Genomic DNA, 22409 nt, shown 5'->3' on the forward strand with positions numbered 1-22409 from the left:
CCAGTACCTCCATCACACCGCTGATGACGATGACATGTTCGGTCACTCCGGGTTCATGGGGTTCTGATTCCCGCTGGTAGCCAGGTAGCAGGGTCAGTTCGAACAACTCGAAACCAAAGCGGGCCTCATAGGGGAAAAGCGGGGCAACCTGCATCCCCTCTCCCGCCGGCTGCTGTCGAATATCATCGGCAATACGGTATACCGTCTCTCCCTGTGCCGCTGGTGTCAGCTCAATGAAACTGGAGAAAGAGATCCGAAAACCGGTGGCAATCTTCCACAATGTTGCCACCGTCGGACTGGATTCACCTCGCTCGATCTGTCCCAGCATGGCCTTGCTCACCCCCGTTTCACGGGCGGCCATATCCAGGCTCCATCCTCTTTCAGTGCGCAGCCCTTTCAATCGCTGGGCCAGATAGCGACTCATCTCCTGCATCTGTTCTCCGATTTCTTCGAGCCATATTGTGCGCTATAACGCACAGCGTTATAGTCGAAACCACATTGTACGCAATAGCGCACAAGCTACCAGCATCCACAAGGAAGTTTCCCATGCCCCTAGCCCTCCCCCACATGGTCGCGGGACTCATCGCCGTATTGGTGGGTTACACGAGTTCTGTCGTCTTGATCATCCAGGCCGCCACGGCCGCCGGTGCCGATACAGCCCAGGTCTCTTCCTGGCTATGGACACTGGGTATCGGCATGGGGGTCAGCTGCATCGGCCTCTCCCTCTATTACCGGGTGCCTGTCTTGACGGCCTGGTCTACCCCGGGTGCCGCCCTGCTCATCACCAGCCTGGGGAACTTCAGTCTGGCTGAAGCCATCGGCGCCTTCATCATCTCTTCACTGCTGATCACCCTCTGCGGTATCAGCGGCTGGTTCGACAGGCTGATGCGTCACATTCCCGCCCCCCTGGCGGCCGCCATGCTGGCCGGAGTCTTGCTCAGGTTCGGGCTGGATCTCTTCAAGGTGGCACCGCAAGATCCTCTGCTGCTTGGCACCTTGCTACTGGCTTTCTTGCTGGGTCGCCACCTCTGGCCCCGCTACACCATGGTGCTGGTCCTGGCTGCCGGCATGCTGCTCTGCACCCTGAGGGGCGAGCTGCAACTCAACGAGGTTCACTGGCAACTTTCCACCCCGGTCTGGATCTCGCCAGCCTTTTCCATCGACGCCCTGCTCGGCATCGCACTCCCGCTCTTTCTCGTTACCATGACCTCGCAAAACATGCCGGGCATTGCCATCCTGCGCGCCCACGGCTATCAACCGGCCACTTCTTCCCTGATCACCTGGACCGGCCTGACCGGCTTGCTGCTGGCCCCGTTCGGCGGTTACGCCTTCAATCTGGCCGCCATCACAGCCGCCATCTGCATGGGCAAGGAAGTGGATCACGATGTCACTCGACGCTGGCCTGCTGCCGTGTGGGCTGGATGTTTCTACCTGCTCACAGGCTGTTTCGGTGCCACCGTGGTTGCCCTGTTCAGCGCATTCCCTGCGGTGCTGGTCACCTGCGTGGCCGGGCTGGCGCTGCTCGGCACCATAGGCAGCAGCTTGCACAGCGCCTTGCAGCAGGACAAGGAGCGGGAAGCCGCGCTACTGACTTTCCTCGTGACTGCCTCGGGGATCACCCTGCTCGGGGTCGGGTCTGCCTGCTGGGGATTGCTGATCGGAGTGACATTGCATCAAGTCAACCGGCTCCGCGCCTGACCTGACCATCTGGGGAGACTCCAGTGAGACGCAGCACATAATCCTGAGAAGAGCGTTCACATATGAACCTTATTCCTTTCTAGTGACAAAACGGCGCAGATCCTTCCCGACAAGCGCCGTTGTCAGACTCAATACTGGAGAACGAAGATGAGGAATCAGGCTTTCATTTTGTTACTGGCACTGCTGGGCGCCACCACGACCCAGGCTGCCGACACCGATCGGGAGCTGGCACGCCAGCTCGCGCTGCAGCAGAAGAACCTGCTGCCACTCCTGAACAATCAGGAATACCAGAGTCCACTGCCCAACCTGCTGCAAAAGGCCAGCCCGCGCCTGAAGCGCCAGGCTCGGGATGCCAACCAGGCGGCCATCAGTCGGCAAGGGCTGGATGGCGAGGTCAGGGAACTGATGCAACTGCGGCTGGCCAATCCGGACCAGGCGGATGCACTGCAACAAGGGGTTGAGCCACTGGTTGCCTACATACCAAGTGATGACGAAAAGAGCTGGAGCGCCATCGAGGCGTTCGACAGCGCCGGCAGCCCGATCTATCTCGATGTGAACCAGCCGCCGGCGCGACCGGTACTGGTGGTGGAGGCCGATCCGGTCAAAGCCAAGAATGCCGGCCTGAAGGTGATGCGAAAGGCGCTGGCTGCCGCCGACATGCAGGTGACGCCCCGTGCCACCAGCAACACCACGCCTCTCAAGACCAGCATTCTCAAGAAGATCAGGCTCAACGATGATCAGGAGCCCTGGCTGCTGGGCGCCGCCGAGGTCTATGCCGTCGTGGCCGGGGTCAACCCTGGCAGGGACGAGCCCGTGGTGGATATCGTCGACATGCCCTATCTCGACTACGACAACACCGACTACACCCCCAACCAGATCCTGGTCTATTGGGATCGCTACCGCTGGGGAGCCGTCGACGTGGTCATGATGGAGCAGGATGACAACGTCAATTACAAGGAGCTGAGTGCCCTCCTGATTGACGCACTCAAACTCGGCTTCACTGCGGGTGGCGTACCCGAGGCCCTGCCCTTCCTCGACCTTGGCGGTCGTATCGTCAAGGCACTCCCGGACTCCTGGATGACCAACAACGACGACTACCTCGACACCTTCTATACCCTGGAGCAGGACCAGAGCTATCACCAGTATCCCGGTGCCGCCGGCAATGCAGTCATCGATCTCGAGCCCAGGGAGATCCAGCCAACCCGGCCCTGACTGTCGCCCAAAACAAAAAGCCAATGAGAAGACTCATTGGCTTTTCTGTATCAGAGCCGCGGATCAGGCCTGACCTTTCGGCCTCACACCCAGTGTGTGACAGATGGCGTAGGTCAGCTCTGAGCGGTTCAGGGTATAGAAGTGGAAATCCTTCACCCCTTCCTGACTCAGCACACGCACCTGGTCGATGGCAATGCTGGCTCCCACCATGTTGCGCGTCATCTGATCGTTTTCCAGCCCTTCGAAACGCTGGTGCATCCAGCGCGGGATCTTCACGTTGGTGAAACCGGCAAACTTGGCCAGGGTCTGGTAGTTGGAGACCGGCAGTATCCCCGGCACGATCTCCGCATCGATACCGATGGCGGCGCAGCGATCCCGAAAACGCAGATAGGTCTCCACATCGAAGAAGAACTGGGTAATGGCCCGGTTGGCACCGGCATCTATCTTGCGCTTGAGGTTGAGCAGGTCGGATTGCGCACTGCGAGCCTCGGGGTGGCCTTCCGGATAGGCGGCGACCGAGATGTCGAAATCGGCTTCGGACTTGAGCAGGGCAACCAGGTCGGTGGCATACATGTCAGGCTTGTCGAGGCCGGGGGGCAAGTCTCCGCGCAGGGCCACGATGTGGCGAATGCCGCTGTTCCAGTAGTCACGGGCAATGGTGCGCAGCTCGTCACGGCTGGCATCGATACAGGTCAGGTGCGGGGCGGCGATGAGGCCGGTACGCTCCTTGATGTCCTTGATCACCTTGTGAGTGCGATCCCGGGTGCCCGAATTGGCGCCATAGGTCACAGAGACGAATTTGGGCTCCAGCACCTGCAGGCGCTCGATGGACTGCCAGAGGGTGTTCTCCATCCCTTCGCTGTTGGGCGGGAAAAACTCGAAACTGACCGATATATCGCCACCCAGATCCGCCAAACTCTGGTTGAGTGCCTCAACCTGACGCGCGCTGTGAAATCCCATCTGCTCTCTCCCTGTCCTGCAACCCATTCCTTCACGCCAAAACGGATGTTTGGACGTCTAAACGTCTTTCTATCTTTATGAGAAAATGGATCAAAGTCAATACCGATTTGTCAGCGACAAGGGGGATTGCCGATTTTTTTATTTTGCAATTCAACCTAAGTAATGAGCGACCCCATCCCAAAATGCTGTCAGGCACGCTATGATGCGGGCGGATCGTCCTGGACGTTCTGAATCTGCGTGTGATTGTTTGGCCGGGTTTCCCGGCCTTTTTTTAACTTCTTTCCCCGCCTGCCGATAAGCAATTCAAGCGTTTGCAGGAGCCCCATCATGGAAGATCACCCCGGTTTTGCCACCGATCTGCTGTTCGATCGCTATCAGGGCGAGGTGACGGATCATGATGCGTTCTGGACCGTGCGCACCCCGGGCTCTCCAGACTACTACTTCGGCAACTACCTGTTGCTGCCCACCCCCCCAAGCGATCGTGACAAGGGCTGGCTCGAGGCCAGTTTCGACAGGCTGATTGGCTGGGATCCCCGTATCCGCCACCGTACCTTCCAGTGGCCCCTCGCCGCAGGCCAGAACAGCCGGATCGCCGGGTTCGTGGCGGCTGGATACCAATACATGGAGTGCGTAGTACTGGCGCTGGGTGCAATGGAGTGGCAAGCCCCCACCGGCAGCGACCTGGCTCCGGCTCGCCCGTTCACCGCGGCGGACTGGGATCAATGGCTCGCCTTCGAGCTGGCAGAGCGGGATCCTGCCCATTCGGAGGAGCGCTATCTTCCCTATCTCTTGTCACGCCGCCAGCTCTATCAGGCCATGATCGATGACGGGCTCGGACAGTGGTGGGGGTTATGGCACCAGGATCAACTGGTTGCCAGCTGCGGACTCTTCTTCACCGGCCCCCTGGGACGCTTTCAACTGGTGCGCACGCACGCAGAGTGGCGAAACCGGGGGCTCTGTCGTCTGTTGCTGAGCCAGGTCGCACGCCAGGGACTGGCACAGGCCAGTTCGCTCATCATAGTGGCAGACGAGCACTATCACGCCCAGCGGGTCTATCGCGCTCTGGGTTTCGTGCCGGTGGCCCGTATCGGCAGCCTGTGCCGCTTGCCACGGGAATGACAGGTCATCACGCAGATGCAAAACGGGAGGCCAAGGCCTCCCGTTTTGCATGGTGAACCATCAGGGCTGTGCCCCCTCCAGTTCACTGGCGAGCGCCTCCTCCACTTCGGCAGGAGGCGCTGGAGCGACGGCTCCGGACACCGGTTCTGACGGAGGCTGGGTCGCGCTTGCTCCGGAGGGCGCTTGTCCATCCGGCACTACAGGTGCAGCCGGCTCGGTCCCGATGGCACCCGACACAGGGACGGCAGGCACGCTCGCCTCACACTGACACTCCTGTCCCTTGCCCTGGTTGCCCTGATGGGGGGCATACCACCCTTTCAACCCCTGTTCCAGGCGATCGGCCGCCGCCTTGGGTGCCACGGTTCCCAGCAATACCTGCTGGCTCACCTCGGCCAGTTCATCCCCGAGCTTGGGGGTGCCGCGGGAGAGGATCTGGGTGGCAACCCGGATGGTGGAATCGCACTGATCCCGCCACTCCATCATCTCTCTGGCCGCCGGATTGGTGGCTTCAAAGAAGTGGTTGGATAGCGAGAAGAAGCCGGGCTGCGAGTTGGTATAGAGCTCGGCAAACTGGGGAGTGGTCAGCCACTGCAGGAAGGTCATGGCGGCCTCCTTGTTCTTGCTGGCCGGATTCATCCCCATACCGATGTCGGTGTGATCGGTGAAGAAACAGCCATCCCCCTGCTTTGCCACGGGCGGGCGCATGACACCGAAGTCCACCTTGCCGGTGAAGGGGGCAATCTCCCAGGATCCCGCCGCATAGAAGGCAGCCTTGCCCGAGGTGAACAGCTCGTTGGTGGTGGCGTAGTCGCGGCTCTCGCCCCCCTCCCCCAGGTAGTCACGCCAGCGGGCCAGCTCCTCGAACACCTTGACGTATTGCGGGTTGTTGAAGCGCTCCTGGCCCCCGATCAGCGCCAATCGACCATCCTCCCCCTTCCAGTAGTTGGGGCCTATGTTCTGGAAACCGAGCTCGGAGGCAACCCAGCTCTCCGAGCCGCTCACGGCGAGGGGAACATAGCGACCATCCGCCTTCACCTTGTCCAGGGCTGCGAAGAATGCCTCGCGGGTCTGGGGTACCGTCAGCCCCAGCTCACTGAATATCTTCTTGTTGTAGAAGAAGCCGTGAATCACCGATGCCATGGGTACGCAGAAAGTCTGGGCGCCGCTGTCGGTCTGCCAGGGGGATTGGGCAAAGCTCGGGAAGTTCTCCATCCCCGCCATCTCGCTCAGCTCCACCAGATGGCCCGCCTTGAACAGGGCCAGGGAGTCGTCAAACGGGCGGCAGGTGATGAGATCCCCCGCCTTGCCCGCCTTGAGGCTGGCCCAGAGGGTCGGCATGTACTCGACGTTCTGCACCCCGTTGAATTTCACCTGAATACCCGGGTGGGCGGCCTCGAATGCAGGAATGATCTTCTGTTCCCACAAGGCCTTGTCATCTATGCGCCAGCTCTCTATCACCAGCTCGCTGGCCATCAGCTGGCCACACAACAGGAGACTCAGGGCCCCGATCCACTTGTTAGCCATAAGTCCTCCTACACCTTGAAATGGGCGATCAATTGCTGCTGCTTGGCGACCAGATCTGCCAGCACCTCACTGCTGCTGGCTGATTCCCGCGCCTCCCGTTCGGTCTCGTAAGCCACATCCGCAATGCCGGCGACATGACGGGCAACCCCCTGACTCACGGAGATCTGTTCCTGGGCGGCATGAGCCACCTGATCCGCCATCGCCTTGATGGCACTCATCCGCTCGGCAATGGATTGCAACGCCTCGTCCATCACCCGGGTCTGGGCCACGCAATCCTGGGTCTGCTCCTGGCTGCGTGCCATCACGGCCACCACGTGTTTGCTGGAACTTTGCAGGTTCTCGATCATGGCCTGGATCTCCTCGGTCGAGGTCTGGGTCCGGTTCGCCAGTGCCCGCACCTCGTCCGCCACCACCGCGAAGCCGCGACCGGCGTCCCCCGCGCGGGCCGCCTCGATGGCCGCGTTCAGCGCCAGCAGGTTGGTCTGCTCGGCGATGCTGCGGATCACGTCGAGGATACTGCCGATGTTGTCGCTGAATTCCCCCAGCTTGTGGGTGATGCCGACCGCCTCTTCCATGGCACCCGCCAGTTGTTCGGTGATCTGGCGAGTAGTCGCCACCTGTTTGCGTCCGGCGCGGGCCTCTTCGTCCGCCAGGTCCACCTCGCGCTTGGTGCCATCGGTGGAACGCGCCACCTCGGTGGCACTCACCTCCAGCTCGGTGATGGCGGCAGCCACCTGATCGGTCTGGCTCTTCTGATCCTGCACCCGTGACATGGCCCGCTCGCTTATCTCGGCGGCGCGGCTCGCCTCGTCCACCAGATGGCGCGAGCCGGCATTGATCTGGGCGAGCAGTTCGCCAGTCTTGTCTGCCAGGGTATTGATGGAGCGGGTCAGGCTGCCGAACTCGCAGCGGCTCTGGTAGTCGATGCGCCGGGTCATGTCACCCGTGGCCATGCGATCCAGCTCCCGATCGATGAGTTGCAGCGGACGCTGGATGCTGCGGGCCGTGGTGTAACCGATGAGGAGCGCGGCGGCTGCGGAGATGGCCGACACGATCAGGATCCAGGCGCTGGCGCTGCTGACGGCGTCATCCGCCCCGACCCGGCTCGCGCTGGCAATGCTGCCCGCCGATTTGGCCATCTCGTCCAGCAGCGCCAGGCTGTTGACCAGACTGGTGTCGAGCTGCTGGTTCAGGGACTGCAGCGAGGCCGCCAGTTGCTGGCCATTGCGCATGGTCGCCAGCAACCCTTTCGGGCCGAGGGCCAGCTCCTGCATCCGATCGAGGTTGACGATGAAACGCTGCCTCACGTCATCGGGCACCTGCACCCGTTCGAGCCGTTTGCGTGCCATCTCGATATCCTTGCCGAGCACCTTCTCCAATTCATTGAGATCGGTCTTGGCATCGGCCCGGCGGATGTTTTTCAGATCCCGGGCAATGCCGGAGGTGATGAGTTCGGCCTTGTTGCGCATGGAGCGTTTGCTCGCGGTCTGCTGCAGCAACAGATCGGCGGCCCACTGGTAGGTATCTTCCAGCCGGATGAACGCCAGCTCCAGTTCATGGCGCCGATCGAGTGCGGCCACCCACTGACCGTGCTGGGTCAGCACCTGATCCGCCAACCCGTAGAACTCGCGGGTCGCCCCGTCGACCTGGCGGAACCGCTCGCTCGCCTCCGCCACCCCGTCAAACCGGGCCATCTCCTTGCTCTGGGCCAGGAAATGCTCCTGCTGCGCCTTGAACTGGCTGGCCAGTTGCGGCAACTGGGCCGCCTCCTCGCTGGTTCTGTAGGTGAGCACCCAGCGGTTGCTGTCCTGCAGTGCGCCCTTGAGCCCGGCGACCGCGATCACCAGGGGGGTGGCACGATCAGAAACCTGGGAGAGCCCCTCGTTGATCCCCCGGATCTTCAAGATACTGATGAAGCCGAGCAGAACCAGCAACAACAGCATCAGCACGAAGCCGGCGATGATCCGCTGCACAATAGATAAACCCATGGAGGCATCCTCACTCGTTGGGGAAAGGGGTGAATGCCGAGGTTATCGGCAGCGGGATGCAATGGAATAGCGGTTCGTGACGCGATGGCGGGCCAGATCACAGTTGGCGTGACATGGCAGGCAGAAAAGGGTCCGAACAGAGCCGGGCCAAAGAGACATGCTTGTTGTCATGGCCGTGCACCGGCCACGTTTGTCATCAGAAGCGGTAACCGACGCCGAACATGAAGGCCACCGGATCGATGGAGGTGTTGATGGTGCCCACGGCGGTATGCACATCGGTATCGATGTCGATGAGCCAGGCAGAGGCGTTGACGAACCAGCGGTCATTGATCGCCATGTCCAGGCCCACCTGACCCGCCATCCCCCAGGAGGAGTCCACGCTCACATCCGTCCCGGCCAGGGCACCGCGCCCTTCCTCGTCGAAGAAGGTGGTGTAGTTGATACCGGCCCCCAAATAGGGGCGCACCTTGCTGTTGGCATCACCGAAGTAGTACTGCGCCATCAGGGTCGGCGGCAGGTGTTTGACCTTGGCGACCTCACCCAGGCCGGCAGTCGACACCGAGTGGGAGAAGGGGGTCGCGGCCAGCAGCTCGACACCCCAGTTGTCCGTCAACATGTAGGAGAGGGTCAGGCCAAGCTGCATGTTGCTGTCGATCTCCAGCTCGCCCGTCCCCAGCACGTTGTCACTGCTGGTCTGGGGAGAGACGAACGCCAGGCCACCACGGACCAGGATGTCACCGGCCTGATGTGCCATGGCGACGGGGGAAGCAAAAGCGGCTGCGATTAACAGAGGAAGGAGCTTTTTCATCACATTATTCCTTTTTTGTTTTCTTTCTATGTTGCAAGCCCGAAAACTATAAAAGGATGTGAATGGCCGGTTATTGATTTAGGGAAGGTGAGAATAAGTCATATGGCACGAGAGCATTTACTGGTAACCCATTGATATTAAATGACTAAAATTTTCATTTTTTGTTCGTGGGATACTTGTTCGCACTTTCCCTTTCAATTGTTGTTTAATTATGCCCCGGGGCGTATTTTATTAATGCGATGTAACCACGCTGTAATTTGAATTTTATGAAACCACAGACACGCAAAGACAAAATTCTCGGCATTCTTGCCGCCATCTGGGGGATAGGTTCCTTCCTCTTCATTCTGCTGGGTTTCCTGTTCGCCCTCGCCTTCCTGATGCTGACACACTGAGTCTGCCGGACGAGTCCCTCTTTTCTCCCTCTCATCCCTGGCCGGGCGCCAGACCGGCGCACCTCGCCCACCGGCCAACAAAAAAGGGGCCTTGGCCCCTTTTTCTCGAGTGACGCTTATTTCTCCAGTAGAGGAGCGAGGAAGCGCGCCGTGTGGGACTCCTTGCAACGGCTCATCTCCTCAGGCGTACCCGTCACCAGAATACGGCCACCACCAGCGCCCCCTTCCGGGCCCAGATCAACGATCCAGTCCGCGGTTTTGATGACGTCCAGGTTGTGCTCGATGATGACGATGGTGTTGCCCCGATCCCGCAGTTGGTGCAGTACCTTGAGCAACTGCTGGATATCGTGGAAGTGCAGCCCCGTGGTCGGTTCGTCCAGGATGTAGAGGGTCTGGCCGGTGTCCCGCTTGGAGAGCTCCCGCGCCAGCTTGACCCGCTGCGCCTCGCCGCCAGAGAGCGTGGTAGCGGACTGACCGAGCCGGATGTAGGAGAGGCCCACGTCCATCAGGGTCTGCAGCTTGCGCGCCACCGCCGGCACCGGATCGAAGAAGGCACGGGCATCTTCCACCGTCATCTCGAGGATTTCGTGGATGTTCTTGCCCTTGTACTTCACCTCCAGGGTCTCGCGGTTGTAGCGCTTGCCCTTGCAGACGTCGCACGGCACGTAAACATCCGGCAGGAAGTGCATCTCCACCTTGATGACCCCGTCCCCCTGGCACGCCTCGCAGCGTCCCCCCTTCACGTTGAAGGAGAAGCGGCCCGGCTGGTAGCCACGGGAACGCGCCTCCTGGGTGCCGGAGAGCAGCTCGCGGATCGGGGTGAACAGGCCGGTGTAGGTGGCCGGGTTGGAGCGCGGGGTGCGGCCGATGGGGCTCTGGTCGATATCCACCACCTTGTCCAGATGCTCCAGCCCCTCGACGCTGCGATAGGGCGCAGGCGTGGACTCGGTGGCCTTGTTCAGCTCGCGGTGGGCGATGCGGAACAGGGTGTCGTTGATCAGGGTCGACTTGCCGGAACCGGAGACGCCGGTGACGCAGGTCATCACTCCGATGGGCAGATCCAGGTTGACGTTGCGCAGGTTGTTGCCGCTCGCCCCTTTCAATTTCAGCCACTTGCCAGTGAGCGGGGTGCGCTCGGCCGGGATGGCGATCTGCTTGCGCCCGGAGAGGTAGTCACCGGTCAGGGACTCGGGGTTCGCGATGATCTCCTCCGGCGTCCCCTGGGCGACGATGGCCCCGCCGTGCACGCCAGCCCCCGGACCGATGTCGAGCACATGGTCGGCGAGGCGAATGGCATCCTCATCGTGCTCCACCACGATCACGGTGTTGCCGAGATCACGCAGGTGAGTCAGGGTCTTGAGCAGCCGCTCGTTGTCACGCTGATGCAGACCGATGGAGGGCTCGTCCAGCACGTACATGACCCCCACCAGGCCAGCCCCGATCTGGCTGGCCAGCCGGATCCGCTGCGCCTCGCCACCGGAGAGAGTCTCGGCGCTGCGCGACAGGCTCAGATAGTTGAGGCCGACGTTCACCAGGAAGCCGAGCCGCTCGACGATCTCCTTGAGGATCTTGTCCGCTATCTGGGCACGCTGACCGGACAGGTTCAACCCTTCGAAGAAGGCCAGGGCATCGCCGATGGACTGCTCGGCGATGGCGGGCAGGTTGCGATTGTCCACGAAGACGTGGCGGGCTTCTTCCCGCAGTCGGCTGCCACCGCAACTGGTGCAGGACTTGTTGGCGATGTATTTGGCCAGCTCTTCCCGCACCGCGTTGGATTCGGTCTCCCGGTAGCGGCGCTCCATGTTGTGCAGGATCCCCTCGAACGGGTGCTTGCGCACCACCACATCGCCGCGGTCATTCATGTAGCGGAACTCGATCTCGGTGCGCCCGGAACCACGCAGGATCACCTCCTGGGTCTTGAGCGGCAGATCCTCCCAGGGGGTCTCCAGGTCGAACTTGTAGTGATCGGCCAGGGATTTGAGCATCTGGAAGTAGTAGAAGCTGCGCTTGTCCCAACCACGGATGGCGCCACCGGCCAGGCTCTGGCCCGGATCATGGATGAGCTTGGCGGGATCGAAATACTGCTGCACCCCGAGACCGTCACAGGTGGGGCAGGCCCCCGCCGGGTTGTTGAAGGAGAAGATCCGGGGCTCCAGCTCCGACATGGAGTAACCGCACTCGGGGCAGGCGAAGTTGGCGGAGAAGGTCATGGGGGCAACCCCATCCTCCCCGTCCATCGGCACCACCAGCACGATGCCGCCGGAGAGAGTCAGCGCCGTTTCGAACGATTCGGCCAGGCGCAGGGCCAGGTCATCGCGCACCTTGAAGCGATCCACCACCACCTCGATGGTGTGCTTCTTGTGCAGCTCCAGCGCGGGAGGATCCGACAGATCGCATACCTCGCCGTCGATGCGGGCGCGGATGTAACCCTGGGCCGCCAGGTTCTCCAGCAGCTTGGTGTGCTCCCCCTTGCGGTTGCGCACCACGGGGGCCAGCAGCATCAGCTTGGCGCCTTCGGGCTGGGCCAGCACCTGATCCACCATCTGGCTGATGGTCTGGGCCGCGAGCGGAATGGCGTGGGTCGGGCAGCGTGGCTCGCCGACCCGGGCGAACAGCAGCCGCAGGTAGTCGTAAATCTCGGTGATGGTGCCGACGGTCGAGCGCGGGTTGTGGGAGGTGGACTTCTGCTCGATGGAGATGGCAGGCGACAGCCCCTCGATGTGGTCCACGTCCGGCTTCTCCATCAGGGAGAGGAACTGGCGGGCATAGGCGGAAAGCGATTCCACATAGCGGCGCTGCCCCTCGGCATAGAGGGTATCGAACGCCAGGGAGGATTTGCCCGAACCGGACAGGCCGGTCACCACGATCAGCTTGTCACGTGGCAGGATCAGGTTGATGTTCTTGAGGTTGTGGGTGCGGGCACCCCGGATCACGATTTTTTCCATCTTGTTGCGCGCTCGATACGGGAACCAGAGCGGGCCAGTATGGCATAGAGACTACTGGATGAATAGACAGTCTTTCCTTCCGTGCCCCTTCCTCAGAGATACTCCTTGGCCCAGCTCACCGCCTGCAACCGGTTCTTGACGTTCAGCTTCTTGAAGACGTTGTAGAGATGGGATTTGACGGTGTGTTCGCTCACGAACAGGCTGTCGGCGATCTCGGTGTTTGAGGCCCCCGTCATCAGGTGACGCACGATCTCCTGCTCGCGGGCGGTCAGCAGCGTCTGCTGACGCTGAGGTTGCCCGCTCCCCTTGCGGTAGTAGTCCACCAGGTCGCACAGCAGGTGGCGCGGGATCCAGTACTCCCCCTGCAACACCTTGCGGATGCCGAAGACCAACCTGTCCAACGTGTCCTGACGAAAGAAGAGCCCGCTGGTATGGGGCCACATCAGCAGCAGCTCTTTGTTGGTGCTGGTCGGGGCATTGAGCAACACGGCACTGGCCTCGCCAAAGCGCTGGCAGATGGCATTGCTCCACAGCTCCTGCTGGGTCGACTTGAGGTAGTCCAGATCGATCAGCAGCAAGGTTTTGGGGGCGCCCTCTGCAACGTCTGGCAGGTCATTCAGCTCCCCCACCAGCAAGATGGGCAGACCAAGCTCTTCACTGAGGTGACGCTGGAAACGGGAGGCTTGTGCGTTATTTTCGGTGATCAGCACCAGGAGGGAGTCGGGCGTCATCAAGAGAACTTCCTTGCACATTCGAGTCGGGGCTTTTTGGCAAGGAAGAGTACCAATCCCCCTCCTGGCTGCAGCATTAAAAAAGTATTAGACGCATCGGTGGCTCCTTTGAAGCCCAGCAATTTTCCAGCCAATACAATTGGCTAGCACGCCCCCCCCATTTGGGGGGTCAAGTAGTGCCGGTGCGCACCATAACAGCTCCGCCCTCTTCACGCAGCCTGCCCCAGCCGCCTCCCCTTGCTGGTGACACCTTACCTCGGGTAAGTTACTCAGGCTGTGGCGATCCATTGACGCCACAGTGGCAGGGAAGATGTGCGCTCATGCCCGCCAACTGGTACTATGGCGGCCAAACGCTGCGGCCGATCCATGACGCCTCTGCCGGCAAGCTCCGGCGCAGCCAGGACACTGAAGAGAGATGACACCCAGCCAGGGCGCGCATCTCGTTGCAAACAAACGCATTATTGAATGGGCCCAGGCATCTGGCCTGGCCGGTATACATAAGGGTGGAAGAGAGATTATGGCCAGTCGAGGCATCAACAAAGTCATTCTGATCGGTAACCTGGGGCAAGACCCGGAAGTGCGCTACATGCCGAGCGGCGGTGCCGTGACTAACATCACCCTGGCCACCTCCGATACCTGGCGCGACAAGCAGACCGGTGAGCAGAAAGAGCGCACCGAATGGCACCGTGTCGTCTTCATGGGCAAGCTGGCCGAAGTGGCCGGCGAGTACCTGAAGAAGGGCTCCCAGGTCTATGTGGAAGGCAAGCTCCAGACCCGCAAATGGCAGGATCAGAGCGGCCAGGAGCGCTACACCACCGAGGTGCTGGTCGACAGCTTCACCGGTGTGATGCAGATGCTGGGTGGCCGTCCGCAGGGCGGTGGCCAGGGCATGGGCGGCCAGTCATCCCAGGGCAACTGGGGCCAGCCGCAACAGGCTGCACCGCAACAGAACATGCAACGTCCTGCTGCCCCGCAGCAGAACATGCAACCGCAAGGCGGTTACGGCCGTCCGGCCCAGCAGCCGCAATCCGCCCCGCCGGTCTACAACGAACCGCCGATGGATTTCGACGACGATATTCCGTTCTGATCCCCTGCGGCAGGCCCTGATTCATCAGGGCCTTTTTTTACCTGTTTCTGACGCATTCACCTCCCCCGACGACCATGTTGCTGCCACTTTCCCGCGCTTTACGTCCTCTTCGTCCAGGCTTGTGGCTATCATCGAGACGATTTCTCCCTTCGGGAACCTGCATGAACCACTTGAGTCGTCTGCTGTGCCTCGCCCTGCTGATGTTCGGCGGCCACCTTGCCGCGGAGCCGCTGCGGGTCGGCGTCAGCTTTGCCATTCCTCCCTATGTCATCAGCCACGAAGACAGGGGCATCGAACTCGATCTCATGCGAGAGGCCTTCGCAGGCAGCCCTCATGAGCTGCAGGTCGTCTATCTTCCCCTGGAGCGCACCTTCAGGATGCTGGAGGAAGGCAAGCTGGACGCCATCATCAACGTCAAACCCGGCATGCTGGAAAGCGCCTACCTCTCACAGCCGGTGATCACCTTCCACAACCGGGTCTTTACCCTGGCGCCGACGGCAGTCCACACCATGAAGGATTTGCAGACCCTGCGAGTCAGTGCCTTCCAGCGTGCACGGCAGATTCTGGGAACGACCTTCTCCGACATCGTCGACCAGAATCCCCGTTATGAAGAGGTGGCGAGGCAGGAGGGACAGGTACAGCGGCTCCTGCTCGGGCGCACCGATGCCGTGATCCTGGAACAACGGGTGTTCTACTACTATCTGGTGCAGTTGCTCGGGGATGACCAGGAGGGCGACCGCTATCCCAAGGACAAGGTCAGACAGCACGACCTCTTCCCCCCGACTCACTACCACTTCGCCTTTCGCGAGGCGGGCCACCGACAATGGTTCGACAGACAGCTCGCCAAGATGAAGGCGGACGGGCGCTATGAGCGGATCTTTGCCGCCTATGGCACCACCTCTACTGCCGGAGACAAAAAAGCCAGCCCATGATGGACTGGCTTGATACCGGCTCCAGGGAGCCGCAGTGGATGGAGCGTTACTTCATCGCGCTGCCGTTTTTCAGCTCTGCTTTCTGACGTTTGGCTTCGCGTTTCTCTTTCAGTGACATCTGCGGTTTTTTCTTGGCATCTTTGCCGTGATGCTGTTCTTTGTTGCTCATCATCAGACTCCAAAAAGGTTACCTGGACAGTTGGAACGGGTGTTCCAGCATGTCAGCCGAATCGTGGATTTCAGTACGCCAACAGTGACGATCGGGGATCGCACTGGCCTCAGCATACTCCCAATCTTCCGCCGGGATCCAGCCTCCCGGCAGCGCCTGTCAGCCAGGCGTTCCCGTAGCGTCCCCCCCCGGGAATGACGACCGGGCGACACTTTTGGCATCCGAGGACGGATGGTCAGCCTGTCTCCGGTGGATGTGTGTTAGAGTGGGCATTCAACGATCGCAGGAGCGCGTCATGAAGAAGCTGGAAATGAAGGATCTGACCGAGGCCGAGAAAGCCGAGATTGCCCTGCTGGTGCAAAAGGCCCAGGCCAATGCCGATCACACCCTGACCAACGGGGAGCGCAACAAGATCCGCGAAGCAGGACGCCAGAAGATCGCCGCCGATCGCGCCCAGGCCGCCAAGGCGGCTTCCGCACTGGCACGGGAGAAAGCCAAGGAGCGAGCCAGCGCCCAAGTGCTGCCTGACACCTTCAGCTGGTCCGATTCCGTCAGCAACAAATACCGTGGCAGACGGTAACGGCAGCATGAATGCTCGCAGATGACGCTGCTGCAAAAAAGGGGGCTGGCAGAGCGTCATGTCATCTCCCTGAAAAGGGCAGCAGGAGGCGCCTGGCAGCTGATGCACACCCGGATAAAACGCCTATCCAGCCATCACTGACTGAAACGAATACCAAGATAAAGATTGCCATGACAGGGTGTGCGTGTTCTAATCGTTTTCGATGGTTCGGTAGTTCAGACCTGATTATGTTAGGCAGTCATCTTAAAGCAGTGATTTGTGCAGGCAGTTATCCCCGATAATTCTTGCCAGATAATTCTCCTTCTTTAGTGCTCCCCATACGTATTTCTGACGAAAAATCATGGATTGCCGCTCCGGTGGCGTTTCACTAATCACTACTCAAGGAAATTATCATGTCCAAAATGACTGGTACCGTAAAATTCTTCAACGCCGAGAAAGGCTTCGGTTTCATCTCCCCGGCTGACGGCAGCAAAGACGTGTTCGTTCACTTCTCCGCCATCCAGTCCAACGGTTTCAAAACCCTGGAAGAAGGTCAGCGCGTTGAGTTCACCATCGAGCAAGGCCAGAAAGGCCCGGCTGCTGCGAACGTCGTTCCGCAGTAATTCAAGCCGGAGCACCTTCCCCTCTTTGGGCAAGGGCCTCAGCAAGAATTGAAAAAACCCGCTTCGGCGGGTTTTTTGTTGCCCGTTTCCGGGTGACCGGCGTGTTGCCCTGCTTCCCTCTCGCCACGGCCAGCAAAAAGGGCACCCTGGTGGTGCCCCATTTCCTGGTCAGGTTCCTTACAGGGGCAGGCTGATCCGCGCCTCCAGCCCCCCCTCCTGGCGATTGTGAAGGCTGAGCTCACCGCCGTGCTGGTGCACCAGGGTGCGGGCGATGGCGAGCCCCAGTCCCACGCTGCCAGACTCGGTGTTGCGGGCTTCATCCAGGCGCACGAAGGGCTTGAACACCTCCTCCAGCTGGCTCTCCGCAATCCCCGGCCCCTGATCGCGAACCAGGATCAGCAACTCGCCGTCACCGCGCACCAGCGAGACCTCGGCCCCCCCTGCGTACTTGATGGCGTTGCCGATGAGGTTTTGCAGCACCCGGCGCAGGGTGTTGGCGCGGCAGGCGTAAACCTGCTTGCCCTCGGCCAGGCAGGTGACGGGCTGGCCCATGTCGGCATAGTCGTCACACAGGCTCTCCAGCAGGCTGACCAGATCCAGCTCCCGGGTCGCCTCCTGCTGCCCCTCCTCCCGGGCAAAGCTCAGGGTCGCCGCCAGCATCTGCTCCATCTGCTGCAGGGTCTGCTGGAAGCGCTCCTTGTCTTCCCCGTCCGCCAGAAACTCGCTGCGCAGCCGCAGGCTGGTGATGGGGGTGCGCAGGTCGTGGGAGATGGCGGCCAGCATCCGGGTTCTGTCCTGCACGAAGCGATCGAGCCGGGTGTGCATCCGGTTGAAGGCCTGGATGGACTCGCGGATCTCGGTGGGCCCCTCCTCACGCAGGGGCTCGATGTCCTCACCACGCCCCAGCCTGTCGGCGTTGGCGGCCAGTTGCTTGAGGGGACGGGTCGCCCGGCGGAACAGCCAGATCATCAGGCCGATCACCAGGCTCGCCACCAGCAGCAGGTTGAGGGTAGTCTGCCAGGACCAGCTCGCCGTCTCCTTGTCCACCAGGGAGCTGAACTGGAGCCAGCCGCCGTTGGGCAGTTCGATGGAGCCGTAGAGCCGCATGTCCTGGGGCGGCGGCATGCCGTTGCGATCCTTCATCATGCGGTTGTGGTGCTGCCAGGCCCGGCTGCGCTGGATGTCCTGCTTCAGCTCGGCGCTGATCTCCACCGCCAGGGAGGATGGATAGCCGAGCTTGGCCCGCACCAGCTTCTCGAAGCGGGGGCTGCGGTTGTCCGGCTGCAACGGCTCGTCGGCCAGACGAAGCAGCAGGGTCTCGCTGCGGCTCGCCTTGAGGATCTCGTGATAGAGGGAAGGAGGAGAGAGGGAGAGCAGGCGCACCACGGAGATGATCCGCTGCATGGCGTTGCGGCTGTTGACGTAACCGAGGGCCTCCTCCCTGTCCGAACGGTAGATCTGGATACTGAGCAGCTGGATCAGCACCAGCCCCGCCAGGGCCACCAGCACTATCTGGCCGGTCAACCCCTTGGGCAGCAGCCTGGCGAAGACGCGCTTGATCATGTCGGCCTCACTCCTGGGTCACGTCGGCGGCGAACAGGTAACCGCCACCCCAGATGGTCTTGATGAGCTCGGGATTCTTGGGATCCCGCTCCAGCTTGCGCCGCAGTCGGCTCACCAGGGTATCGATGGCGCGATCGAAGGCCACCGCCTCCCGGCCACGGGCCAGATCCAGCAACTGATCCCGGCTCAACACCCGCTGGGGCCGCTCCAGAAACACCTTGAGCAGATCGAACTCGGCGGTGGAGAGGCTCATCCCCACCCCCTCCTCGTCCACCAGCTCCCGGCGATTGACGTCGAGCAGCCAGCGATCGAAGCGCAGATCCCGGGTCAGGGTCTCCGGCACGGGCAGGCTCTCCGCCTGGGTGCGGCGCATCACCGCCTTGATGCGGGCCAGCAGCTCCCGAGGGTTGAACGGCTTGGAGAGGTAGTCGTCCGCCCCCATCTCCAGGCCGATGATGCGGTCCGTCTCCTCCCCCATGGCGGTCAGCATGATGATCGGCAGGCGGGATTTGACCCTGAGCTCGCGGCACAGGGTGAGGCCATCCTCCCCCGGCATCATCAGATCCAGCACCAGCAGGTCGAACTCCCGCTCATCCAGCAGCCGCTTCATCTCCTTGCCATCGCGGGCGCAACTGACGCGCATGCCATGCTGCTCCAGAAAGCGCTTGAGCAGATCGCGGATCTCGCTGTGGTCATCGACCACCAGAATATGAGGGCTGCCTTGGTTCATCATCATCTCTCCGTTATCGGGCTGGGGCGATTATACGAAAATCAACCGGGCGGGTTGTGTCAAAGTGTGCCAGCACGCCCCTGTGCCACACTCTGCTACAAAATAGGCCTCTACTGGCAAATTTCAGACACTTCCACGGTGTTTACTGGATACCAAGGCGAAAGAGCCTCTACCCGTACACATCCGACAGGAGTTACCCATGAAAAAGCTGACCAAGACCCTGCTGACCGCCATCTTGATCCTCGGCCTGCCCCTCGGTGCCTATGCCGCCAGCGAGGCCGTCTCCACCGCCCAGCCGACCCAGGCCACGGCGACCGGTTGCCCCATGGACGGTACCGGCATGATGGGCGGCAAGCATCATGGCGGCCGCCACGACAAGATGGCCCGCATGAAGAACATGACCCCGGAACAGATCCAGGCCCATCTGCAACAGCGCTACGACAAGATTGAAGATCCGGCCAAGAAGGCTGAGTTCGTGAAGAACCTTGGTCTGCGTGCCGACGGCATGATCAAGCACGCCGAGGTGATGAAGCAGTTCGCAGAAGCAAACCAGTAAATCGAAGTGATGAAGCCGTTTGCCGAAGCAGACCAGTAAGTCGAGATGATCAAGCTGTTCGCAGAAGCAAACCAGTAAATCGACGTAATGAAGCCGTTTGCCGAAGCAGACCAGTAAGTCGAGATGATCAAGCTGTTCGCAGAAGCAAACCAGTAAGGCGACGTAATGAAGCGGTTTGCCGAAGCAGACCCGTGATCCGGCGGGGCCCTGCCCCGACACCGGCGAAAACGACAGGGTGGCGCAAGCCACCCTTTTTTTGTCTCCACCCCCAGTTTTTCACCTTTTCCTGTCTGCCCGCATCATGTTATGTGAGCGATAACAAACGTTTCACTTTCGAAATAAATCATAATGGTCCCTCACACAACAGATGCGGGCACGATCCCGGACACAGTGGACAGGAGTCGTTATGGGATGGAATCTGGGCACAATCAAGGGGCGCTATACCGCCGTTTTTCTGGGCTTCATGGCGCTGGTGTGCGCCCTGACGGTGATCGGCATCCAGATCTGGATCACCCCCGCCCTGCAAAAGGCGGGGGAGGAGAACGTGGCGCTGCGAGTCGGCGAGATAGCGACCGATATCCGTGACCAGCTCAACGGGGTGCAGACCCAGTCGCGCAGCATCACCCAGCTGGTGGCACAACTGCCGAGCGAGCAGATAGATGCCCAGCTCCCGGCCCTCATCGACCAGTACGGCAACGGCATGGTCTTCGGTGGCGGCATCTGGCCCCTGCCGGACAAGCGGGAGGCGGGGCGCGCCAAGTTCAGCACCTTCTTCCACAGGGATGCGTCCAACGCCCTCATTCCCAACACCTACTGGAACTCGGCAGAGGCGCCCAACTATTTCGATCAGCCCTGGCACAAGGCTGGCTAGCAGGCGCCCCGTGGCATCTGTGCCTGGGCCGCCGCCTACAAGGATGGCGCGAGCCAGCAGCCGAGAACCAACTGCGCCATGGGGATCTACCAGGATGGCGCCCTCTACGGGGTGTCGACCATAGACGTCACCCTGGGCTTCTTCAACGACCTGGTGGCCAAGAAAGAGCAGGAGATCGGCGGTCAGGTGATGATCATCGAGGCTGACGGCAAGATCCTGAGCCGCAACGCCCGTCTGACCGGGGATGTGGTGCTCGGCAACCTCTCCGCCCACGCCGACTATCCCTTCGCCCTCGCCATCAGCGGCCTGCTGGGCCAGGATGCGAGCAAGGGGCAGCTGCGCACCACCTTCCAGGATCAGGGTGAAGAACAGACCCTGCTGATGGAGGCCATCGAAGGGACCCCCTGGCTGCTGGCCGCCGCCCTGCCGACCCGCACCCTGACCCAGGACAGCCGGGATGTGCTCGCCACCCTGGCGAGCATCCAGCTCCCCCTGGCGGGGCTGCTGTTCGTGCTCATGGTGCTGGCCATCAGCCAGCTTGGCAGCCGCCTGCAGACCCTCAAGCTCAACATCGACGCCCTCAGCGCCGGCGACGCCGATCTGACCGCCCGCATCCAGGTCAAAGGGCATGACGAGCTGGACAACATCGCCCTGTCGGTCAACCGCTTCATCGCCTTCCTGCAACAGATGATGGTGCAGGTGACCGCCGCCACCGATCTCATCACCCGCGAGCTGGCCCAGCTCGATCAGCAGACCGGGCAGGCCAGGCGGATCCTGGGAGAACACGCCAGCGAAACCGATCAGGTCGTCACCGCCCTCAACGAACTCAGCTCCACCGCCGACAGCGTTGCCCGCCACGCCAACGACTCCGCCAGCTTCACCGAGGCCGCCAACGGTCAGGCGGCCAGCTCCCGCAAGGTGGTGGGATCGGCCTCCGCCAGCGTGGTGGCCCTCATCGACGAGGTGCGTGCCCTCGCGGCACGCACCCAGAACAGCACCGCCGAAGTGGGCAGCATGTTGTCACGGCTCACCCAGGGGGTCGCCGAGGCCGTGGTCGCCATGGAGCAGACCAAGCGCAGTTGCCAGGCGGCGGCCGACACCACGGGGCAGGTCACCGGCGGCCTCGACACCATGGCCGACGCCGTGGTGCAGATCCACGATCTCAGCAGCCAGATCGCCACCGCTGCCGAGGAGCAGAGCCGGGTGACCGAGGAGATCAACCGCAACATGGTGAGCATTCGCGACATGCTGAACCTCCTGGTGGAGAACGGCGGCAACACGGAGCAGAGCGCCGCCACCCTGCTGGGGTCCAACCGCCAGTTGCTGGCTCTGGTACACCGCTTCAAGGTGTGAGCCTGAACACCAGACAGCAAAAAGGGGCCCGCGGGCCCCTTTTTCATTCACTTTGCCAGGACTCAGGCCTTGTTGGCCAGGTTCAGGGTCTTCACGGTCTCGCCTTCGAACTTGATGACCACATTCTTCTGGGCCACTTCGGAGTCTTTCAGCAGGGACTTGGTGGTCTCGGCCAGCAGCGGGGAGGCCTTGTTCAGAGCGTCCAGGTCATAGGTCCATACTTCCAGACCGGCGTCGGTCTTGGTGCTGGCCGGGGCGCCCAGCTTGTCCTTGATGGCCTGCTTGTTGGAGCCGCCTTCCTTGATGTCCAGAGCCTTCTTGATCGCTTCGTTGGAAGCGGTGTCCATGGCGTTGCCAGCCATCTCTTTGGCGGTGCTGGTGACGCTGCTGGTCACGGTGTCGGTCAGGGAATCCATCAGGCCGGCGTGGGCAACCAGAGGCAGGGCGGTCAGGGCAATCAGCAAGGACTTTTTCATGAAGATACATCTCGCAAGAATGAAAAGAGCGCGCATGAAACCAGCGGGATGAATTGGAGTCAAGAGAATCCCTTGGTCAAGCCGTATTCGGGGGGGAAAAGCCCCGTAGCGGC

Annotated in this window: 22 protein-coding genes (1 of these 22 cut by a window edge); 11 read left to right on the forward strand and 11 right to left on the reverse strand. The window is 61.3% G+C overall.

The window, feature by feature from the left end:
- A protein-coding gene (locus I6L36_RS10915) for a helix-turn-helix domain-containing protein (protein ID WP_109112155.1) crosses the window boundary here: on the reverse strand, positions 1-433 show its 5' portion. It extends 140 nt beyond the left edge of the window; the window shows 433 of its 573 coding nt (coding positions 1-433); the start codon lies at positions 431-433; its stop codon lies off the left edge, out of view.
- A 113-nt stretch (positions 434-546) separates the two neighbouring features.
- Between I6L36_RS10915 and I6L36_RS10920 the strand changes: the two genes are divergently transcribed.
- Together I6L36_RS10920 and I6L36_RS10925 are read left to right on the forward strand one after the other, a co-directional pair.
- Positions 547-1698 carry a benzoate/H(+) symporter BenE family transporter gene (locus I6L36_RS10920; protein ID WP_235698358.1) on the forward strand — a complete coding sequence of 384 codons (1152 nt, stop codon included), beginning with the start codon at positions 547-549 and terminating at the stop codon, positions 1696-1698.
- Positions 1699-1845: 147 nt separating this feature from the next.
- Complete coding sequence (locus I6L36_RS10925) at positions 1846-2910, forward strand: DUF3103 family protein (RefSeq protein ID WP_109112156.1); 1065 nt, start codon at positions 1846-1848, stop codon at positions 2908-2910.
- 63 nt (positions 2911-2973) lie between these two features.
- Here the strand turns inward: I6L36_RS10925 and metF are convergent, their stop codons facing one another.
- On the reverse strand, positions 2974-3870 hold the full coding sequence (gene metF / locus I6L36_RS10930) for a methylenetetrahydrofolate reductase (RefSeq protein WP_010674220.1): 897 nt from the start codon (positions 3868-3870) through the stop codon (positions 2974-2976).
- Positions 3871-4197: 327 nt separating this feature from the next.
- Here metF and I6L36_RS10935 point away from each other — a divergent pair, with 327 nt between their 5' ends.
- Positions 4198-4989: a GNAT family N-acetyltransferase gene (locus I6L36_RS10935; protein WP_109112157.1), complete on the forward strand. Its 792-nt coding sequence runs from the start codon at positions 4198-4200 to the stop codon at positions 4987-4989.
- 60 nt (positions 4990-5049) lie between these two features.
- Here I6L36_RS10935 and I6L36_RS10940 read toward each other — a convergent pair whose 3' ends face one another.
- The 3 genes from I6L36_RS10940 to I6L36_RS10950 form a co-directional block, all read right to left on the reverse strand.
- Positions 5050-6513 carry an extracellular solute-binding protein gene (locus I6L36_RS10940; RefSeq protein ID WP_109112158.1) on the reverse strand — a complete coding sequence of 488 codons (1464 nt, stop codon included), beginning with the start codon at positions 6511-6513 and terminating at the stop codon, positions 5050-5052.
- 8 nt (positions 6514-6521) lie between these two features.
- A complete protein-coding gene (locus tag I6L36_RS10945; protein ID WP_109112159.1) occupies positions 6522-8501 on the reverse strand; it encodes a methyl-accepting chemotaxis protein in 1980 nt (659 codons plus the stop codon).
- Positions 8502-8697: 196 nt separating this feature from the next.
- Positions 8698-9309: an OmpW family outer membrane protein gene (locus I6L36_RS10950; protein WP_109112160.1), complete on the reverse strand. Its 612-nt coding sequence runs from the start codon at positions 9307-9309 to the stop codon at positions 8698-8700.
- A 266-nt stretch (positions 9310-9575) separates the two neighbouring features.
- On the opposite strand from I6L36_RS10950, the gene I6L36_RS22180 reads away from it, so the two are divergent.
- Positions 9576-9701 (forward strand): hypothetical protein, encoded by a 126-nt coding sequence (locus I6L36_RS22180; RefSeq protein ID WP_010674215.1) that lies wholly within the window; start codon positions 9576-9578, stop codon positions 9699-9701.
- Positions 9702-9817: 116 nt separating this feature from the next.
- Here the strand turns inward: I6L36_RS22180 and uvrA are convergent, their stop codons facing one another.
- Together uvrA and I6L36_RS10960 are read right to left on the reverse strand one after the other, a co-directional pair.
- Complete coding sequence (gene uvrA / locus I6L36_RS10955; protein WP_039040117.1) at positions 9818-12646, reverse strand: excinuclease ABC subunit UvrA; 2829 nt, start codon at positions 12644-12646, stop codon at positions 9818-9820.
- 92 nt (positions 12647-12738) lie between these two features.
- A complete protein-coding gene (locus I6L36_RS10960) occupies positions 12739-13377 on the reverse strand; it encodes a LuxR C-terminal-related transcriptional regulator (RefSeq protein WP_010674213.1) in 639 nt (212 codons plus the stop codon).
- A 517-nt stretch (positions 13378-13894) separates the two neighbouring features.
- On the opposite strand from I6L36_RS10960, the gene I6L36_RS10965 reads away from it, so the two are divergent.
- Both I6L36_RS10965 and I6L36_RS10970 read left to right on the forward strand, forming a co-directional pair.
- Positions 13895-14464 (forward strand): single-stranded DNA-binding protein, encoded by a 570-nt coding sequence (locus I6L36_RS10965; protein WP_010674212.1) that lies wholly within the window; start codon positions 13895-13897, stop codon positions 14462-14464.
- A gap of 161 nt (positions 14465-14625) precedes the next feature.
- Entirely contained in the window at positions 14626-15396 is a 771-nt protein-coding gene (locus I6L36_RS10970) for an ABC transporter substrate-binding protein (RefSeq protein WP_109112161.1), read from the forward strand.
- Between the two features lie 46 nt (positions 15397-15442).
- Here I6L36_RS10970 and I6L36_RS22185 read toward each other — a convergent pair whose 3' ends face one another.
- Positions 15443-15565, reverse strand: coding sequence for a hypothetical protein (locus I6L36_RS22185; RefSeq protein ID WP_010675895.1), 123 nt, complete (start codon positions 15563-15565; stop codon positions 15443-15445).
- Between the two features lie 295 nt (positions 15566-15860).
- On the opposite strand from I6L36_RS22185, the gene yjbD reads away from it, so the two are divergent.
- Positions 15861-16145 (forward strand): DUF3811 domain-containing protein, encoded by a 285-nt coding sequence (yjbD, locus tag I6L36_RS10975; RefSeq protein ID WP_039040119.1) that lies wholly within the window; start codon positions 15861-15863, stop codon positions 16143-16145.
- Between the two features lie 392 nt (positions 16146-16537).
- Positions 16538-16747 (forward strand): cold shock domain-containing protein, encoded by a 210-nt coding sequence (locus I6L36_RS10980; protein ID WP_010675897.1) that lies wholly within the window; start codon positions 16538-16540, stop codon positions 16745-16747.
- 177 nt (positions 16748-16924) lie between these two features.
- On the opposite strand, the gene I6L36_RS10985 is transcribed toward I6L36_RS10980, so the two are convergent.
- Both I6L36_RS10985 and I6L36_RS10990 read right to left on the reverse strand, forming a co-directional pair.
- Complete coding sequence (locus I6L36_RS10985; RefSeq protein ID WP_010675898.1) at positions 16925-18310, reverse strand: ATP-binding protein; 1386 nt, start codon at positions 18308-18310, stop codon at positions 16925-16927.
- Positions 18311-18317: 7 nt separating this feature from the next.
- The gene (locus I6L36_RS10990) at positions 18318-19040 is read right to left on the reverse strand and encodes a response regulator (RefSeq protein ID WP_010675899.1); all 723 of its coding nucleotides are present in this window, start codon (positions 19038-19040) and stop codon (positions 18318-18320) included.
- Positions 19041-19239: 199 nt separating this feature from the next.
- Here I6L36_RS10990 and I6L36_RS10995 point away from each other — a divergent pair, with 199 nt between their 5' ends.
- From I6L36_RS10995 to I6L36_RS11000, 3 genes are all read left to right on the forward strand, one after another.
- Positions 19240-19596, forward strand: a complete 357-nt coding sequence (locus I6L36_RS10995) for a hypothetical protein (protein ID WP_109112162.1) — start codon at positions 19240-19242, stop codon at positions 19594-19596.
- Between the two features lie 406 nt (positions 19597-20002).
- Positions 20003-20467, forward strand: a complete 465-nt coding sequence (locus I6L36_RS21965; protein ID WP_254052368.1) for a hypothetical protein — start codon at positions 20003-20005, stop codon at positions 20465-20467.
- Positions 20468-20545: 78 nt separating this feature from the next.
- A complete protein-coding gene (locus I6L36_RS11000) occupies positions 20546-21820 on the forward strand; it encodes a methyl-accepting chemotaxis protein (RefSeq protein ID WP_254052369.1) in 1275 nt (424 codons plus the stop codon).
- A 62-nt stretch (positions 21821-21882) separates the two neighbouring features.
- Here the strand turns inward: I6L36_RS11000 and I6L36_RS11005 are convergent, their stop codons facing one another.
- Positions 21883-22296, reverse strand: coding sequence for a hypothetical protein (locus I6L36_RS11005; RefSeq protein WP_010675902.1), 414 nt, complete (start codon positions 22294-22296; stop codon positions 21883-21885).
- Between the last annotated feature and the right edge of the window lie 113 nt (positions 22297-22409).

It is taken from the genome of Aeromonas sp. FDAARGOS 1406, from assembly GCF_019048565.1.
Lineage (GTDB): Bacteria > Pseudomonadota > Gammaproteobacteria > Enterobacterales > Aeromonadaceae > Aeromonas > Aeromonas caviae.

Coding starts and splice junctions, on each gene's coding strand:
- yjbD (WP_039040119.1), top strand. CDS start 15,861: ATGAAGAAGCTGGAAATGAAGGATCTGACCGAGGCCGAGAAAGCCGAG.
- I6L36_RS11000 (WP_254052369.1), top strand. CDS start 20,546: ATGGGGATCTACCAGGATGGCGCCCTCTACGGGGTGTCGACCATAGAC.
- I6L36_RS10940 (WP_109112158.1), bottom strand. CDS start 6,513: ATGGCTAACAAGTGGATCGGGGCCCTGAGTCTCCTGTTGTGTGGCCAG.
- I6L36_RS10935 (WP_109112157.1), top strand. CDS start 4,198: ATGGAAGATCACCCCGGTTTTGCCACCGATCTGCTGTTCGATCGCTAT.
- I6L36_RS21965 (WP_254052368.1), top strand. CDS start 20,003: ATGGGATGGAATCTGGGCACAATCAAGGGGCGCTATACCGCCGTTTTT.
- I6L36_RS22185 (WP_010675895.1), bottom strand. CDS start 15,565: ATGAGCAACAAAGAACAGCATCACGGCAAAGATGCCAAGAAAAAACCG.
- I6L36_RS11005 (WP_010675902.1), bottom strand. CDS start 22,296: ATGAAAAAGTCCTTGCTGATTGCCCTGACCGCCCTGCCTCTGGTTGCC.
- metF (WP_010674220.1), bottom strand. CDS start 3,870: ATGGGATTTCACAGCGCGCGTCAGGTTGAGGCACTCAACCAGAGTTTG.
- I6L36_RS10980 (WP_010675897.1), top strand. CDS start 16,538: ATGTCCAAAATGACTGGTACCGTAAAATTCTTCAACGCCGAGAAAGGC.
- I6L36_RS10965 (WP_010674212.1), top strand. CDS start 13,895: ATGGCCAGTCGAGGCATCAACAAAGTCATTCTGATCGGTAACCTGGGG.
- uvrA (WP_039040117.1), bottom strand. CDS start 12,646: ATGGAAAAAATCGTGATCCGGGGTGCCCGCACCCACAACCTCAAGAAC.
- I6L36_RS10945 (WP_109112159.1), bottom strand. CDS start 8,501: ATGGGTTTATCTATTGTGCAGCGGATCATCGCCGGCTTCGTGCTGATG.
- I6L36_RS10985 (WP_010675898.1), bottom strand. CDS start 18,310: ATGATCAAGCGCGTCTTCGCCAGGCTGCTGCCCAAGGGGTTGACCGGC.
- I6L36_RS10920 (WP_235698358.1), top strand. CDS start 547: ATGCCCCTAGCCCTCCCCCACATGGTCGCGGGACTCATCGCCGTATTG.
- I6L36_RS10995 (WP_109112162.1), top strand. CDS start 19,240: ATGAAAAAGCTGACCAAGACCCTGCTGACCGCCATCTTGATCCTCGGC.
- I6L36_RS22180 (WP_010674215.1), top strand. CDS start 9,576: ATGAAACCACAGACACGCAAAGACAAAATTCTCGGCATTCTTGCCGCC.
- I6L36_RS10970 (WP_109112161.1), top strand. CDS start 14,626: ATGAACCACTTGAGTCGTCTGCTGTGCCTCGCCCTGCTGATGTTCGGC.
- I6L36_RS10925 (WP_109112156.1), top strand. CDS start 1,846: ATGAGGAATCAGGCTTTCATTTTGTTACTGGCACTGCTGGGCGCCACC.
- I6L36_RS10990 (WP_010675899.1), bottom strand. CDS start 19,040: ATGAACCAAGGCAGCCCTCATATTCTGGTGGTCGATGACCACAGCGAG.
- I6L36_RS10960 (WP_010674213.1), bottom strand. CDS start 13,377: ATGACGCCCGACTCCCTCCTGGTGCTGATCACCGAAAATAACGCACAA.
- I6L36_RS10950 (WP_109112160.1), bottom strand. CDS start 9,309: ATGAAAAAGCTCCTTCCTCTGTTAATCGCAGCCGCTTTTGCTTCCCCC.